The sequence below is a fragment of the Acidobacteriota bacterium genome (assembly GCA_022340665.1).
Classification (GTDB): Bacteria; Acidobacteriota; Thermoanaerobaculia; order Thermoanaerobaculales; family Sulfomarinibacteraceae; genus Sulfomarinibacter.
The window spans coordinates 56,343-72,528 of record JAJDNM010000012.1; the positions used below are offsets into that span (position 1 = coordinate 56,343).

At 61.4% G+C, this 16,186-nt stretch carries 11 protein-coding genes; 2 read left to right on the forward strand and 9 right to left on the reverse strand.

Annotated elements, in window-relative coordinates; all coding sequences use genetic code 11:
* The 3 genes from sufD to sufB all read right to left on the reverse strand — a co-directional run bounded on the left by sufD (position 1) and on the right by sufB (position 3,600).
* On the reverse strand, positions 1–1,302 hold the full coding sequence (gene sufD, locus LJE93_02070) for a Fe-S cluster assembly protein SufD (protein ID MCG6947687.1): 1,302 nt from the start codon (positions 1,300–1,302) through the stop codon (positions 1–3).
* On the reverse strand, positions 1,299–2,069 hold the full coding sequence (gene sufC / locus LJE93_02075) for a Fe-S cluster assembly ATPase SufC (protein MCG6947688.1): 771 nt from the start codon (positions 2,067–2,069) through the stop codon (positions 1,299–1,301). The genes sufD and sufC overlap by 4 nt, the downstream gene beginning before the upstream one ends.
* Positions 2,070–2,157: 88 nt before the next feature.
* On the reverse strand, positions 2,158–3,600 hold the full coding sequence (gene sufB, locus LJE93_02080; protein ID MCG6947689.1) for a Fe-S cluster assembly protein SufB: 1,443 nt from the start codon (positions 3,598–3,600) through the stop codon (positions 2,158–2,160).
* A gap of 360 nt (positions 3,601–3,960) precedes the next feature.
* Between sufB and LJE93_02085 the strand changes: the two genes are divergently transcribed.
* Positions 3,961–4,704, forward strand: coding sequence for a hypothetical protein (locus LJE93_02085; GenBank protein ID MCG6947690.1), 744 nt, complete (start codon positions 3,961–3,963; stop codon positions 4,702–4,704).
* 91 nt (positions 4,705–4,795) lie between these two features.
* On the opposite strand, the gene lon is transcribed toward LJE93_02085, so the two are convergent.
* On the reverse strand, positions 4,796–7,258 hold the full coding sequence (lon, locus tag LJE93_02090) for an endopeptidase La (GenBank protein MCG6947691.1): 2,463 nt from the start codon (positions 7,256–7,258) through the stop codon (positions 4,796–4,798).
* A 275-nt stretch (positions 7,259–7,533) separates the two neighbouring features.
* Here lon and LJE93_02095 point away from each other — a divergent pair, with 275 nt between their 5' ends.
* Entirely contained in the window at positions 7,534–8,316 is a 783-nt protein-coding gene (locus LJE93_02095) for a hypothetical protein (GenBank protein MCG6947692.1), read from the forward strand.
* Positions 8,317–8,476: 160 nt separating this feature from the next.
* Here the strand turns inward: LJE93_02095 and LJE93_02100 are convergent, their stop codons facing one another.
* The 5 genes from LJE93_02100 to LJE93_02120 form a co-directional block, all read right to left on the reverse strand.
* Entirely contained in the window at positions 8,477–9,868 is a 1,392-nt protein-coding gene (locus LJE93_02100; protein ID MCG6947693.1) for a hypothetical protein, read from the reverse strand.
* A gap of 14 nt (positions 9,869–9,882) precedes the next feature.
* Entirely contained in the window at positions 9,883–11,178 is a 1,296-nt protein-coding gene (locus LJE93_02105) for an outer membrane protein transport protein (protein MCG6947694.1), read from the reverse strand.
* 288 nt (positions 11,179–11,466) lie between these two features.
* Positions 11,467–12,459: an aldo/keto reductase gene (locus tag LJE93_02110; protein MCG6947695.1), complete on the reverse strand. Its 993-nt coding sequence runs from the start codon at positions 12,457–12,459 to the stop codon at positions 11,467–11,469.
* A 276-nt stretch (positions 12,460–12,735) separates the two neighbouring features.
* The gene (locus LJE93_02115; protein ID MCG6947696.1) at positions 12,736–14,028 is read right to left on the reverse strand and encodes a hypothetical protein; all 1,293 of its coding nucleotides are present in this window, start codon (positions 14,026–14,028) and stop codon (positions 12,736–12,738) included.
* Positions 14,029–14,236: 208 nt separating this feature from the next.
* Positions 14,237–16,183 carry a hypothetical protein gene (locus tag LJE93_02120; protein ID MCG6947697.1) on the reverse strand — a complete coding sequence of 649 codons (1,947 nt, stop codon included), beginning with the start codon at positions 16,181–16,183 and terminating at the stop codon, positions 14,237–14,239.
* Positions 16,184–16,186: the final 3 nt, after the last annotated feature.

Sequence of the window (16,186 nt, forward strand, 5' to 3'; positions counted from 1 at the left end):
TCACTCGGAGTTCGCCTTGTCGGTCATCGCAGCGAGGCGTTCGGCGACCACGTCTTCGAGGCGTTGCCGAAGGTCGGTTACCGGGATGCGGTCGAGGATCTCGCCGGCGAAGGCCAGCGTCAGGAGTTGGGCCGCCTCGTCGCGACCGATGCCGCGTGAGCGCAGGTAGAAGACGGCCTCCTCGTCGAGCTGACCGACTGTGGATCCGTGGGTGCAGCGGACATCGTCGGCAAAGATTTCGAGCTGCGGGTTGGAGTTGACGACCGCGTCCTCGGAAAGCAACAGGTTTCGGTTCGACTGGTTGGCGTCAGTCTTCTGGGCGTCCTGGTCGACGATGATCCGGCCGTTGAAGACCGCTTTGGCTCGACCGCCGAGGATGCCTTTGTAGAGCTGATGGCTCTCGCAGTTTGGCGAGGCGTGGCGCATCGTCAGGTGGGTGTCGGCCTGTTGCTTGTCATCTCCGAGATAGAGGCCGTCGAGGGATGCATTCGCGCCTTCACCCTCGAGCACCACACCGATATCGGTGCGAGCCAACGCACCGCCGAGAGAGATCGCCTGGGCGGAGTATCGGCTGCCGGCGGCCAGTCGAGCCTGGCGCACCGCCAGGTGGTGGGCCGATGGGTGTTCCTCCTGGACGATGACGTGATCCAGAGTGGAGTTCTCGGCAAGAACCACCTCGGTTACCGGACAGCTGAGGGAAGAAACTTTGCCGACGTGATGCTCGACCACGGTTGCCCGGCTGCCAGCCTCGGCGACAATCAGGATTCGAGGCGCGTTGAGGGTTGGTCGCGCATCGGTGCCGGAGACGAAGATCAACTGGATCGGGCGCTCCAGCTCGACGCCGGTGGGCAGGTGGATGAACGCGCCGTCGGCGATGAGAGCGGAGTTGAGCGCTGCGAAGGGATGTTGATCGAGGGGCGCCAGGCTCCCGAGGTGCTGGGCAACGGTCTCTGATCCCGAGGTGGCGCCGATCACGAGATTGGAAACGACCACGCCGTCTGGACGATCGCCGATCTGGGATACATCTGGCGAGGAAATGCCGTCGACGAAGACCAACAGGTGGGCATCGGCGAGCTGCCATTGAGTCACATCCACGCGGGGTGCGACCGCTCTGGGAGCGACAAAATCTGTATCACCGATCCCTGTGAGGCGCGTGAATCGCCAGGCTTCCTGTCGCCTGTTCGGCAGGCCCTGTTCCGCAAAGCTCTCGCGGCCCTTGAGCCGCAGCCCCTGTAACAGCTCTGGCGCCGGCAGAGCGGCGGCTGCGTCGAGAGCGTCCGAAAAAGCAGTCGTCTGTGTCATGCGCCCGCCGCCTGAGCTGGCTCGAGATCGAGCCACTCGTAGCCCTGGTCCTCGAGCCGGAGGGCGAGCTCGCGATCGCCGGATTTCACGATGCGGCCGTTGATCAGGACGTGGACGAAGTCAGGCTCGATATAGTCGAGCAGGCGCTGGTAGTGGGTGATGAGGACGAAGGAACGTTCCGTGTTACGCAGCGAGTTGACGCCGTCGGCGACGATTCTCAGGGCGTCGATGTCGAGGCCGGAGTCGGTCTCGTCGAGGATCGCCAACTTCGGCTCCAGCACCGCGAGGTGAAAGATCTCGTTGCGCTTCTTCTCGCCGCCCGAGAAACCTTCGTTGACCGGGCGCTTGAGCAGCGAGTCGTCGAGCTTGACCACCTTGGCCCTTTCTCGAACTAGCTCGAGGAAATCCATCGCGTCGATCTCCTCCTCGCCACGGTGGGTGCGGATCGCGTTGAGTGCGGTGCGGAGGAAGTAGGTGTTGCTGACGCCTGGAATCTCGACCGGGTATTGGAAGGCGAGAAAAAGTCCTTCGCGGGCGCGGGTTTCGGCGTCGAGCTCGAGCAGGTTTTGGCCAGCGTAGCGGATCTCGCCGCCGGTGACCTCGTACTCCTCACGGCCGGCGAGCACGCTGGCGAGAGTGCTTTTGCCTGAACCGTTGGGGCCCATGATGGCATGCACCTCACCGGGATTGACCGTGAGGTCGATGCCTTTCAAGATTTCTGTTCTGTCCACTGAGACGTGGAGGTCTTTCAGTTCAAGTAGGCTCATGAGTTCTCCGTAACAAATGAATCGTTCTTCCGATCCCGAAAACTGCCTTCCATGCCACACGTCGGGTACGGGATCGGGAGCGGAGTGGTCATCCGACGCTGCCTTCGAGGCTCACACCCAGAAGCTTCTGAGCCTCCACCGCGAATTCCATCGGCAGCTCGCGGAAGACCTCCTTGCAAAAGCCATTGACGATCATCGACACCGCATCCTCGGTCTCGATGCCGCGTTGATTGCAGTAGAAGATCTGGTCCTCGCCGATCTTCGAGGTGGACGCCTCATGCTCGACCTGAGCGGAGGGGTTGCCGATCTCGATGTACGGGAAGGTGTGGGCTCCGCAGCGGTCGCCGATCAGCATCGAGTCGCACTGCGAAAAATTGCGGGCGTTGGACGCCTTCTTTCCGACCTTGACCAGCCCTCGATAGGTGTTCTGCCCCCGGGCAGCCGAAATGCCCTTCGAGACGATGGTCGATGAGGTGTTATTGCCGAGGTGGAACATCTTTGAACCGGTGTCGGCCTGCTGGTAGCCCGAGGTCAACGCCACCGAGTAAAACTCGCCCACCGTGTCGTCGCCCTTGAGGATGACGCTCGGATACTTCCAGGTAATGGCGGAACCGGTCTCGACCTGGGTCCAGGAGATCTTCGATCGGTCGCCCTTGCAGATGCCCCGTTTGGTAACGAAATTGAAGATCCCTCCTTCGCCGGTCTCCTTGTCGCCGGGGTACCAGTTCTGAACCGTCGAGTACTTGATCTTTGCATCCTCGAGGGCGACCAGTTCGACGACTGCCGCGTGCAGCTGGTTTTCGTCTCGCATCGGCGCCGTACAGCCTTCGAGGTAGCTGACGTACGAACCCTTGTCGGCGACGATCAGCGTGCGTTCGAACTGCCCGGTGTTGGCGGCATTGATGCGGAAGTAGGTCGAGAGCTCCATCGGGCAGCGTACGCCTTCGGGAACGTACACGAAGGAGCCGTCCGAGAAGACCGCCGAGTTGAGAGAGGCGAAGAAGTTGTCAGTGGTTGGCACCACCGAGCCGAGGTATTTCTGCACCAGCTCGGGGTGCTCGCGAACCGCCTCGGAGAAGGAGCAAAAGATGATACCGAGCTCGTTCAGCTTGTCTTTGAATGTGGTTGCAACAGAGACGCTGTCGAAGACCGCGTCGACCGCCACGCCCGCGAGAATCTTCTGCTCCTCGAGGGGGATGCCCAGCTTTTCATAGGTGGCGAGGATCTCCGGGGCGACCTCGTCGAGGCTCTCGACCTGCTTTTTGGGAGCTGCAAAATAGGAGATCGCCTGGTAGTCGATTTTCGGATAGCTCACGTTCGGCCAGCGCGGCTCCTCCATGGTCAGCCAGTGCCGGTAGGCCTTGAGCCGCCACTCCAGCATCCACTCCGGCTCTTCCTTGCGGGCAGAGATCTGGCGGATCACATCCTCGTCCAGACCGGGCGGCAGGGTCTCCTGCTCGACCTCGGTGACGAAGCCGTGCTCGTACTCGCGATTCGCGAAATCCTCGATCAGCTTGTCCTGGGTTGCCATCTTCCCCTCGATACGACGCGACAAATGCTCGCGGTGACGTCTTCATATCGCCGACCCCGCCTCGTTGAGACCCGGTTTCACGCCGGCACCTTCTAGAATCGTGAAAACGGTGAACATATTCCTCCCCCGTCGATCCCGATCCCGTGCCCGCTCCCGCTCCCGACGATATCTGGAACGGGCAGACAATATGAATTGGAGCCGGGCGGGTTGACGGTCCGAGAATCGGCAGCGAAATCTGCTGAATAACCCTATTGGATTGAACCTGCCGGCTGCTGCAGGGGGATATTCGGGAGTGGAATCGGGAACGGGCGCGGGATCGGAAAGGCTGAGCGGAAGCTCGAGTGTGGTGAAATGTCCCCCATGAAGATTCACCTTTCACGTTGGGTCTGCACTGATGTCGAATCGAATCTGAACCGTTTTCGAGAAGAGGCTGTTGGAGCGGCAACGGGCGGCGCAGAAATCGTCGTCTTTCCCGAGCTCTTCCTGACGGGGTATTCGCGGCCGCTCGATCCGCAGAAGGCGAGGGAGGTGTTCGAGGAGATTTCGAATGCAGTGCCGGGTGCGCTGTTCGTCTTCGGGTCAATCAGCGAGGCCCGGCATAATCGGGTCACGGTGTGGACGCGAGGGTCCCAGCTCGCCTTCTACGACAAGGTTCATCTCTTTCAGCCCAACGGCGAGGACGAGCTGTGGGAAGTTGGCGGCAGCTACGTGGCGTTCGAGTGGCGGGATCTTCGCATCGGTTTGATGAACTGCAACGACATCCGTTTTCCGGAACAGGCGCGCGCGCTCAAGCTCGGGGCGCTTTGCGATGCGCTCATCGTGCCGGCCTGGTGGCCGTGGCGGCGCGACCACATCTGGAGCACTCTGTTGCAGGCGAGGGCGGCCGAGAACCAGCTCTGGGTACTCGGCTGTTGTATCGCCGGATCGATCGGGGGGGGCGAGTTCGCCGGGGCGGGCAATCACGTCTTCGATCCGTCGGGCGAACCGGTCCGCACCGCCGACGACCGGACCTACGAGCTCGACTTCGAAAACCCACCACCCACCGTCGTCGATCCCATTGAGCGCTACGTCGAAATCGATCGCGTCGAAATAGTTAAGAATTAGGAGTTTAGAGTTGAGAGATCCCGCCCGCCCCTCACAAGGCGGCGGGTGGGCGGGGGATAACTCTCAACTCTCAATTCTCAATTTACTTCGATCAGTGCTGAAGGCCGGGGGACGACCCCTTCTTCGGATCCGAGTTGGTGAACTGCAGCCTGCCTTCGCGGAACTCGCCGCCACGCAGGGTGTGTGCGAGCGCCTCCCCGAGCTCTTCCACCATGTGGAAGGTCAGCCGGTCCCGGACTTCCTCCGGCAGGTCTTCGAGGTCGGCTTCGTTGACCTTTGGCAGGACGATGGTCGTGATGCCCGCGCGAACTGCACCCAGGATCTTTTCCTTGACGCCGCCGATCGGCAGAACACGTCCGGAGAGGGTGATCTCCCCGGTCATCGCTACATCGTTGCGCGCAGGTCGCCCGGACAACGCCGACACCAGAGCGGTAGCCATGGTGACTCCGGCCGATGGCCCGTCCTTCGGAATGGCGCCGGCCGGCACGTGGATGTGGACATCCTGCTCGAATGCCTTGTCCCGGATGAAGAGTTCATCGGCGTGTGCCTTGGCATAGGTCCAGGCAGCCTGTGCGGACTCCTTCATGACGTCGCCGAGCTGTCCGGTGAGAACGAGGTTGCCCTTGCCCGCCATCGGCGAGGCTTCGACGAACATGATGTCGCCACCGACCGGGGTGTAGAACATCCCGGTTGCGACGCCGATCTGATCGCTGTCCGCCGCCTGCTCGGGGTGGACCTTGGGCCGGCCGAGCAGCTCATGGACCTCCTTGGCTGAAATCTCGGCGAACTCGAGCTCTTGCGCCGCAATCTTGCGCGCCACCTTGCGGGCGAGGCGACCGATCTCGCGTTCGAGTTGGCGCACGCCCGACTCGCGCGTATAGCCGGTAATGACCTCGTGCACGGCGTCGTCCGTGATGACGATCTGCCCGTTGGTCAGTCCGGTTTGTTTGATCTGTCTCGGTGTCAGGTAACGCCTGGCGATCTCGAGCTTCTCGGCTTCGGTGTAGCCGGCGAACTCGACCACCTCCATACGATCCTGCAGCGGGCCCGGGATGTTCTGCAGGTAGTTGGCGGTGCAGATGAACTGCACATCCGAAAGGTCGAAGGGCACGCCCAGATAGTGATCGGTGAAGCTGTCGTTCTGGGCCGGGTCGAGAACTTCGAGCAACGCTGCACCCGGGTCGCCCTGGTACGACGCACCGAGCTTATCGACCTCATCGAGCAGAAAGACGGGGTTCTTCGAGCCTGCCTGCTTCATGCCCTGGATGATTCGGCCAGGCATGGCGCCGACGTAGGTGCGACGGTGGCCCCGCACGTCGGCCTCGTCGCGCACGCCGCCGAGCGATATGCGCACATACTCGCGGTCCATCGCGCGGGCGATGCTCTTCGCAACCGAGGTCTTCCCGACTCCGGGAGGCCCGGCGAAGAGCAGGATGGGGTTTCGGCTCGCGGTGTCGTGGATCGAAGGTTCTTCGGACTCCTCCTCCACCTCGAAGAGCTCTGCATCGGCCTCCGCTTGTTCGGCCTTCTTCTGTAAAATCCGGACCGCCAGGAACTCGAGAATCCGGTCCTTGACGTCGCCAAGGGCGTAGTGGTCCTCTTCGAGGATCTCCGCCGCTCGCGCAACGTCCATCCGTTCTTCGGAGCGTCCCGTCCAGGGCAGCTCGCAGATGGTTTCGAGATAGGTGCGGATGACCTGGGCCTCCATGCCTTCGGGCCCCATGCGTTCGAGACGCCCGAGTTCGCGGTCGACCTCCTTGCGAGCAGCCTGCGGAAGTTCGAGAGCTTCCACCTTTTGGCGCAGCCCTTCGAGGTCTTCGCGACCGCCGTCCTCGCCTAGCTCGCGCTGGATCGCCTTGAGCTGTTGCCGAAGAAACATTTCCCGCTGACGGTCACCCAGCTCCTCCTGGACCTGGGACTTGATGTCCTCCCGCGCGTCGAGAACTGCGACGGCTTTCTGAATGAGGAGCAGAACGGAGCGGAGCCGATCTTCCACCGACAATGCTTCGAGCAGCTTCTGTGCTTCCGCAGGTTTGAGATCGAGATGACCGGAAACGAGGTCGGCAAATCGTCCTGGTTCCGTCGTTTCGGCGAGAAATTGCTGCACTGCCTCCTTGGGCATGCCGGCCCGGCGGCCAAGCTCGGCGGCCCGCTCTCGAGTCTCGTGATAGAGAGCGGTGAAGGCGGGTGCCTCGGAGTCGATCGGCGGTAGTTCTTCCGCAGGGTGCACGGATGCCACCAGGTATTCGTCCTGCTCCTCGTAGCGCACCGCGACCGCTCGGTAGTCGCCGTTCAGCAGCAGCCGCATCCCCGAAGGTCCGCGCTGGACCGGTCCGATGGTCGCGACCGTTCCCATGTTGTAGAGGATTTCTGGTGTGACTTCCTCGAGGTTTTCCCGTTGGGAGACCACGAAAATCTGCTTGTCTTCGGTACGCAGAGCGGCCTCGATGGCACGCAGGGTTCCTGGTCGTCCGGCAGCGATGGGCGACGTGACCTCGGGGAAAAGGACCGCCTCCCGCAGGGGTATGACCGGCAGGGTCGTGATTTCTGTCATGAATGCCTCCTGTGGTGTGCTCCCACCACCGTGTGTTCAAGATGATACGCCGCGTCCCATGGGTCAAGCCCCTGAACGCGTGTATTATCCTAAACCTGAGTATAGTCTTATCATATTCCCGGAATTTGACTGATTTTTTGACTGTTGCCTTCTGAGGGTTGAGACGCCACCCGATCTGTTCCAAAGGGTCGGTCCGAACTCAATACTCAGTGCGGAAACGCAAATCTGAACAGGTGGTTGGGATGGGCTGATACCATTCGCGAGCGGAGGTTTGGTTGATTTATCGACAACAACAAAAGGGTGGTGTGGCGTTTGGTGGTTTCGCAGGATCCGGCCTGCCTGTGCCAAAGGACCTCGTCGGCATCCTGGTCGCCCTTTTCGTCACGTTTTCGCTCCAGTTTTTCGAGGCGACGGCCGCAATTCCGGCGATCCTGAGGCTCACGCCCGCAGTTTTTCGCGGATTCGTGTGGCAGATCTTCACCTATCCCGCGGTCGGATTCGGGAGATCCGGCCTGTGGTTCCTGGTTTCGCTCTTGATCCTCTTCTGGTTCGGCCGGGATGTTTTTTGGCGCCTCGGTCGGCAGCGCTTCTGGCTCTTATTGGTGCGAGCAGCGGTTGGCGCGGCGATCGTCGCGGTTGCGGTGCAGTTGTTCCAGAACCTGGCCGGGGTCGGTGCGGCGGGTTTCGGTGCGTTCCAGCTGATGCAGGGCCAACGGATTCTGCTCGCCATCGTGATCGCCGCCTTTGCCACTCTCTGGGGAGAGGCGACGATTCTGCTCTTCTTCGTGTTGCCGCTCAAGGCCAGGTGGTTTCTCTGGCTCGAGATTCTTTTCGCCTTCATCGGGTTCCTCGAGTCCAAGGACTTTGCCGGCTTCTGCGGCATCTCGATGGCCGTGTTCCTGACCTACTCGGGCCTCAAGATTGGCGGTGCCGGTGGCGTCTATCACGATTGGCGCAAGCGAGCGGAACGGTTCATCCTCGAACGGCGCCTCGACAACCTCAAGCGGAAGCGACGGTTTGATGTGATCGACGGCAAAAAGGACGACTACATTCACTAGGCCGACAAAGCGAAAAGGAGCAGAGGGGAAGAGGCGAATTTTCCTTTTCTCCTCCGCCCCTCTTCCCCTCTGCGGTGAAACACAGTTGCGCGGATCGGATGCTTCAAGTGCCAAAGAAAAGCCCGGGTGAAAACCCGGGCGAGTTCTTTCCGAATTGGTGTCAGCGTCGACCTACCGGTTTGCGCCTCACGTCGCCGCGTGGACGATCCGATCGGTCCGTACTCGGTCGGCGAATTCGAGGTGTCCGTTCGAGCTTCGGTACGAAGAGATCGTTGAGTGTCTTGAAAGCCTCCTTCGACATGACGACTTCCTTGACCTTGCGCGGTGAGACGCCTGTGGACTGCCAATCACCCTCGAAGAGCACCGAGCCCATATCGACGCGCGGAATCTGGTTTCCAAACTCGGTGTTGATGAACCGGATCAGCTCATCGGCCAGCAGCGCATAGCCGATGCGTTGCGGGTGAAGGCCGTCGTACGAGAAGATGCCACCGAGCAGGAAATCGGTCGAAAGTGTCGTCGTTGCACCGAACGTCGGTACGGTTTCGCCGCTCGCGAGGCCGGCAAAAAGGCCATTGGCATCGAAGACCGGATAGCCGAAGGCGGCTGCTGTCTCTTCGATCACAGCGTTCAGGCCGTCGATCTGCGCGTCGATCGCCTCGACTTCGGCGGCCCGCAATACCACACCGGGCTCGCCGGTGAGGAAGTCGAGATCGTCCGGCAGCGGCGGTCCACCGGGCAGGCCGTAACCCTGGGCGATCAACGCGCTCGCGCCAAGGGTCACGAAGTCGCCGTCGGTCAGCGGCCCGGTATCGGCGACCAGGTACCAGCGTCCCAGGTCGGGGATGTCAACGTAGGGATCGACAGTTGTAACGAAGGGAGTCTGGGTGGAGTAAGGCAGGTTGAAAAGCACGATGTCGGCCGTCGTGTTGGCCGCCAGGGCGCCGATGGCGTTGTTGTAGAGCCCGGCGAAGAGCTCGACCGGCGTCATGGTTATACCGTCGGCGGCGGTTGCGGCGATCACCGCACCGAGCACATCGTTGTTGCCGATCCATACGGTCATGAAGGTGGGCTGCGCCCCGATGGCGAATTCGAGCGCGGTGTTGATCCCGTTGCGGAGGACGATATCGAAGAAGACGGTGTCGAAGTTGCCCTGCTCGAGGTTGGTGAGGTCGCCGGTCTGGAAGATCATGTCGTAAAGCGTCGCGGTCGGAATGCCGAGATTGTTGTAGGGGTAGGGGTATTCGTAGTTGTAGGGCATGCCGGGTTCGAGACTTACCGGCTGAATCACGGGAGCCGGAGCCAGGCTGACGAGCTCCAACATCGGTCCAATGCCCGGCTCGGAAATATACGGTTGTTCAAAGGTGCTTGCCCCAGCCTGTCGGGCCAACACCGCCGGGAAAGAGCGGTCCTGGTACCAGTCCATGAGCGAGGCCGAGGCCAAGCCCGCGGTCATGCTGTCACCGAGGGCCACGTAATTCGTGAGGTCGACCTGCGCCGCGACAGGCGGCGCGAGGAGGGCGACCAGACAGGTTGCGAGAATTGTCTTTTTCATTGGCGTCCTCCTTTTCAAAACTTGAAGCCCATGCTCATGTGGAGCAGCGGCGAGTTGCCCTCATACGTGCCGTTGAAGCCATCGTGCTGATTGCCACCGGTCGACCGAGACTCGAGTTTGACGTACTCGTATGCAATATCGAACCGGAAGCTGTCGGAGTGGTAACCGAACCCTCCCATGTAGGATTTGCGACTCCCATCACCGAGCATAGGGGACATGGCTTCGACCGGTTGCGGCGTTTCGTCCTCGAGGTAACCGAGTCGAAGATCCCAGTGTTGGCTGGCCCGTAGCTCGATACCGACGCGCCACTGGTATGCGTCCTCCCAATTTTCTTCCTGGACCGTGTCGAACTCCGGGTTCTCCGGGAAGGTGATCGGCAGGCTTTCATACACGGACCAGCCCATGACGCCGTACTGGCCCGAGATCATGAACCTCTCGTTTTGCCAGGCCAGGCCTACATTCCAGAAGTCGGGGAAGGCGATCGACGCCTCGATAGGGACTTCGTCCTCGAACGGAAAGACGGTGCCGAGGAGCCCGTCAAAATCCGGGTATCCGGTCGGCATCTGGGTGAACGTCGCCAGGCCGTCACCGACGATCTTGAACTCCGAGCGGTAGGAGGCGCCGAAACTGAAACCACCACCGATCTTCCACAGAATGCCGGCGTTCCACGCCCAGTCCGAGTTGATCCCGTCGCCCTTGAGGTGTGCTTGGGCCACTTCCGTGAGTCGCTGGTTGTAGGGGTTGATGAGACCCACGTTTTGGTACAACTCGATGGTCGCCATCATATAGTCGACGCCGACTCCAAACGCGAAGTTCTCGCTCAGTTGGTAGGCGAGGCTGACGCCCGCGTCGAAGACCATCAGATCGGTCTTCTTCGCGATGAAATTCCCGAGGAAATCGTCCTCCCATTCGGTACCCAGTCCGAACGGGGTAATGAGGGCAACGCTGATTTCGAGACGATCATTGATCGGGATGCCGAGAAAGACGTGTGGTGGAAAGAAGGTCTGCTCCACCTGCTCCGCGACGTAACCCTCGCCGGGATACGGCGAGGACCCGTAAAACGTCTGCTCGGGCCAGATCAACGCGCCGCCGAAGAGTAGTTGAACCCCCTCATCCGTCTGGAAGGCCATACCGGCCGGATTCCAGAACAGAGTCGAAGGATCGTCGCCCACCGCGACCATGGTACCGGCCATACCGGCCTGCCGGCCGCCGACCTCGAAGAGGGCGAATCCGGAGCCCCAGCTGAGAGCCGGCGCCACCAGAACCATCGCCGCCACCAGAAGAACGCGTCTGCGATTCTTGGGGATCACATCGAACCTCCTTCCGCTGCTGCAGCTATCGATGCTTCAAAAGCCGTTCCATGCTACGGCGGCGAATTCAGGCCGTCAACAGAATCGGCGGATGCCTGAGTAAGAGGTTGGAAACGCCGCCTCATCGCGCATAAGGGATCGTGAGAAAAATTCTCGGTAGGCGATCCGCTCGTCAAACCGCCTGACCATGGATATAGGATTTTCGAATATTGAGATTCGTCCCGCTCGGCCACTTCAAGACCTTCTCAGTTGGAACTCCAACTCGCGCGCAGGATCCCCGGGGTGCGGTCAACGCCAGTCGGGCTCCGGTTCGGGCTTGTTGTCGATGATCTCCTCGATGCGGTCGAGGATCTCTGGATCGAGGCTCTGGAAAACGTCCAACGCCTTCATGTTTTCGCGCACCTGCTCGACGCGCGAGGCGCCGGTGATGACCGTGCTCACGTTGGGATTGGCGAGACACCAGGCAATCGCGAGCTGAGCCATGGTGCAGTCGAGCTCTTTGGCGATCACGGTGAGTTCCTTCACCTTGGCGATCTTGGCTTCGGCTTCTGGTCCCTCGAGTCTCGAGCGCAGCCACTCGTAACCTTCGAGCGTGCTGCGGCTGCCCTCGGGGATGCCGTCGCTGTACTTGCCGGTGAGGAGACCACTCGCGAGCGGCGACCAGATCGTGGTGCCGAGGCCGATGCGATCGTAGAGCGGTGCATACTCGCGCTCGAACCGATCGCGGTGGAAGAGGTTGTATTGCGGCTGCTCCATCAGCGGCGGGACCAAGCGCTCACGCCGGGCGACGTGGTAGGCCTCGAGAATGCGATCGGCCGGCCACTCGCTGGTGCCCCAGTAGAGGGCTTTTCCCTGGTCGATGAGGTGATTCATTGCGCGAACCGTCTCCTCCACCGGGGTGTGGAGATCGGCACGGTGGCAAAAGACGAGATCGACGTAGTCGAGCTGAAGTCGCGCCAGGGCCGCATCGGTACCCTCGAAAATATGCTTTTTCGAGAGTCCGCGGTCGTTTGGCCCTTCACCGCCCCAGAAGATTTTCGTCGAAATGACGTAGTCAGACCGTTTCCACCCCGATTTTGCGAGCACCGCACCCATGATCTGCTCGGCCACTCCGTTGGCGTAGACCTCGGCGTTGTCGAAAAAGTTGACCCCGGCATCCCACGCCGCGTGCATGCACTCTGCAGCCTTGGATTCGTCCATTTGCGGGCCGAATGTGACCCAGGCGCCGAAGCTGAGAGCCGAGACCTTGAGACCCGAAGCACCGAGAAAGCGATATTCCATGTTTGCTCCTTTCGCGATCTCAGATGATAACGAATCCGATCCCGATCCCGATCCCGAAATAACGGATGAGAGTTCAGCGTGAAGCGTCAACCACCCTCCCATCCTTCAACGCAGAGGCGCAAAGCCCGCCAACCCACCCACCCATGGCCCAACGGCTTCCCCCACCCGCCCGACCACGGCAGGACGGCTCACCGCGCCTACTGGCGGTTCGAACGTTGGGTTGTTGGCCCGCCGGGCCGTTCTGCCGTCGAGCCGTCAAGCCCAAAGCCCCAGGCCTCAAGCCCGCATCGCCGGAGCGAGGTAGGTATTCGCGCCGATCCGTCCGATCAACAGCGCCGCTGCGGCGGCTATCGCGCCGATTGCATCGTAGATCGTGATGGCCACAGCCATGATCAGCACGGCGACGACGACCTCGACGATGGTTGCCCACGTAATGCGATTGGTGGTGTTTCGGACCACCATGACCGCGCGTTGAAAACTGAGCAGCGCAGTCAGGCCCGGCATGATCGCGAGGATCCGGGTCGGGGGGAGCGCAAAGGTGGCGAGCTCGTTGGCAAGACCCGAAATCCCCTCGAACCAGAATGAGGCCAGAGGTGTCCAGGCGATGACCGAAAGCCCTCCAGCCACGCCAAAACTCAGGAACAACCCGAAGCGACGGAGCGCGACGTATCCCTCCTGCTCGTCTCCGACCAGGGCGATCACGACCTCCTGGTAGGCGAGCCCGAGGCTTCGGAAGATGAACACCAGCGAACCGATCACCGGCAGGACGGCCAGTGATTCGAGGGACATCCGAGAATTGCCGACGAAGAAGGTCACGACCGGATGGATGCCGAGGCTCAGCAGGGTGGTGAGAGCGAGAGGGTAGTAGAACCGTGTCAGAGAGGCCCAGCTCGCTGCGGCACCGGTGGCATCTCCGGTGGTGCCCAGCAGGGTTCGTAGAGCGCCGGCCACCATCAAGCGGCTGGTCATCGCTTCCGCAATCACCCCCGTTGAAAGAGCTGCCGCGCCGACCGAGGCGCCCTCGACGAGGTCGAGGCGGGCAAGCGTGAAGGCGGTGCCGAACATGGCGCCAAGGCGAATCACCGTTCCGTAGGCAACCCGCCGCGTGAGACCGGACCTGATGAGCACTCCCTGGTAGAGCCGGCGACTTCCGATCGCGGCGGGCCAGGGGAGGAGGATCAGAAGAGCGACGTGGGTCCGTGAGGCTACCTCTGCTGGAAGCCCGATGAGCCCGTCCGCAATGGCGTTGAAAACCGGAGGGAGAAGGATCACACCCATCGCAACGGTCACCGCAGCATTGAGCACGAGGGTGAACGTGCGTAGCCGGATGTAGGACCGGCGGTTCCGAGCCAGGGCAGTGGCCGCGGACATCAGCATGATCACCGGCGCCTCGGCCACCAAGGCGAGTGAGAACGCGACCCCGTAGGCCGCGAGGTTGTAGGTGGGCTCGGCCAGACGAGCGATGACGGCGGCGAGAAAAGGTCCTTCGACCGCCATCATCAGCCAGGTGGCTGCAAGCGGCAGCCAGAAGCGGAAGATGCGGTCCTGGGTCAAGGATCCTTCGCTCATCGGACGCGGAGGATAACAGCAGAACGACGAATCTGGAACGACTCGTATTCTGCGGATGCTCGATACTGGATGCTCGATCTGCCCACCCAACCCGAAGGGGGATGTCCAGCATCGAGCATCCAGTTTCCAGTATCGGGCGGGTGGGAGGGGGCGCGAAAAAGGGGGCCTTGCGGCCCCCTTGGTAAAACCAATATCCGAAGGAATGCTCTCAGCGTCTCCAGCGGAGGTAGATGCCGTATCGGTCGGCATCGTAGTCGGCAATCGGGAACATATCCTCGCTGTAATCCCAGTTCTCGTACTCGCCGGCGATTCCGATGCTCTTGGTGATATCGACGGCGACCCTCGCCATCGCCCGATCCATCTCGAACGGGAAGCTCCCGGAGTTCTCGAACGTCGAATAGGCTGCGTCGATCGTGAGCAGCCAGATCTTCCACGTCAATCCACCGTCAAAAAGATCGCCCTCCTCGACGTATGTCGAGGGCACGATCTCGAAGCTCTGCGGAAGGCGGATCGGCATTTCGGTATCGGTCGAGTAACTGTCATACGCGAGGCGCAGCGCGAGGTTGTCGGTCGGGTTGATGTTGAGGTCGACGGCGTATCGTTCCGTCTCGGCCTCGTATCCGATGTCAGATGCGTCGTTGTCGGAGCTTATCGCTTCGGCCGTCAGCAACACCCGAAAGACGCGACTGATCGACCAGTCGAACCGTCCGCGAATGCGCAGGCGGTCGTTGAAATCGGTGCGGACGATGACGTCGTCAGCGTCCTGTCCGACCACATCCAGCAGAATTTTGAAATCTCCGAAGGAGGCCATGCCACCGACGTCGAACGACGTGATGCTGCGCTCGTACTCGCCTTCCTGCCCTACCGGCAGCACGATCTGCGACACATCAGCCGAGAGGTCGAGGTCCTGATCGTTGATCGCGGCCTCGGCCCACAGCGAGAAGGCGCCAAGGTTGCGGAAGTCGAACCTCAGATTGGCAATGCTGTCTTCCCGCTCGTAGCCAGATTCCGCTTCGACCAGGGTTTCGATGTCCTCGGGATCGAGTCCGCCGAAGTTCAGGGTGTCCGAGAACAGGCTCGTGATCATCGACCAGCCCTCGAGCTGGCGGTCACGGATCTCGTAGCCGACCTGCATCCCCACGTTTTGGCTGATGTCCCAATCGAATCGCGCTTCGCCGCGCCAGAAGGGGTTGTCAGTCCGGCTCCGCACCGACTGGTCGAGTCCCTGGAAGAATCGGGACAGCTGGAATGAGACCAGGCTTCCAGTGAGCGATTCGTCCATAGTGGTGTCGCCCTCGGCGTCGGCGCGGACGTAGGAGGCGACGAAGCGGCTGGTTTCGGTCACCCTCCCGGTGATGTGGAAGGTGGTGACGGGTGTGTCGGCTGTTGTCCTGTTGGTGCGGTCGAAGGCGTCGAGCGCGATCTCTTGTCCGAGGATGGTTCCAGGATTGTTGCCGGCACTTTCGCCGGGGGCGAGGGTCTGACGATCCGTCCCCTCGAAGTCACGCCATCCCTGGATGAGGGTTCCCTGGAACCAGTTGGTCGCGAAATCCAGTCCGACGTAGTACTCGGTTTCCGTCTCATCGAGGTTGGATGCAACCTGGAAATCGTCGCCGCCGACACTGTACGTGGTCCGGCCCGGTCCGTCATATTGGTTCCTACGGTAGCCAACGATCGGAGTGAGTGGCCGTCCCGGGAGGATCTCGATCCGCAGATCGAGGAGGTTCCTCTTGCGGTCCCAGGTGTGTTGACCGGGAACCACACCGTCGCCGAAAAACGGATTGGCGAAGGCGGGCAACGCGCTGTATGCGCGCAGCTCCTGGTAGAAGAGGTGAAGGCGATAGACGTCACCGAGTCCCATGTCGAGCCGGAAACGGCCGGCTGGGCTGCCACCGAAACCGGAAGCGTCGATCCGGAGTCGGTCGGCGATGCCCGCTTCTCCCGAAGCATCGACGAAGTTGAGGGTGAAGTTGCGCAGCACGAACCCGTCGTCCTCGTCGATCTGGGTTCGGTACATGTCCTCGTTGCCGCTGACATCGATCGACTGATACCCGAACTCGATGTCGAAGCCGGTCGATTGTGCGGCCGCCGACGGCACCCAGGAGGCGACGAGGATCAGAGCGCAGGCGGTGATCGACAGGCGATATATATTCATCGA

Excerpts from the sequence above, each read along its gene's own strand:
- sufD (MCG6947687.1), bottom strand. The coding sequence starts at position 1,302 with ATGACACAGACGACTGCTTTTTCGGACGCTCTCGACGCAGCCGCCGCT.
- sufC (MCG6947688.1), bottom strand. The coding sequence starts at position 2,069 with ATGAGCCTACTTGAACTGAAAGACCTCCACGTCTCAGTGGACAGAACA.
- sufB (MCG6947689.1), bottom strand. The coding sequence starts at position 3,600 with ATGGCAACCCAGGACAAGCTGATCGAGGATTTCGCGAATCGCGAGTAC.
- LJE93_02085 (MCG6947690.1), top strand. The coding sequence starts at position 3,961 with ATGAAGATTCACCTTTCACGTTGGGTCTGCACTGATGTCGAATCGAAT.
- lon (MCG6947691.1), bottom strand. The coding sequence starts at position 7,258 with ATGACAGAAATCACGACCCTGCCGGTCATACCCCTGCGGGAGGCGGTC.
- LJE93_02100 (MCG6947693.1), bottom strand. The coding sequence starts at position 9,868 with ATGAAAAAGACAATTCTCGCAACCTGTCTGGTCGCCCTCCTCGCGCCG.
- LJE93_02110 (MCG6947695.1), bottom strand. The coding sequence starts at position 12,459 with ATGGAATATCGCTTTCTCGGTGCTTCGGGTCTCAAGGTCTCGGCTCTC.
- LJE93_02115 (MCG6947696.1), bottom strand. The coding sequence starts at position 14,028 with ATGAGCGAAGGATCCTTGACCCAGGACCGCATCTTCCGCTTCTGGCTG.
- LJE93_02120 (MCG6947697.1), bottom strand. The coding sequence starts at position 16,183 with ATGAATATATATCGCCTGTCGATCACCGCCTGCGCTCTGATCCTCGTC.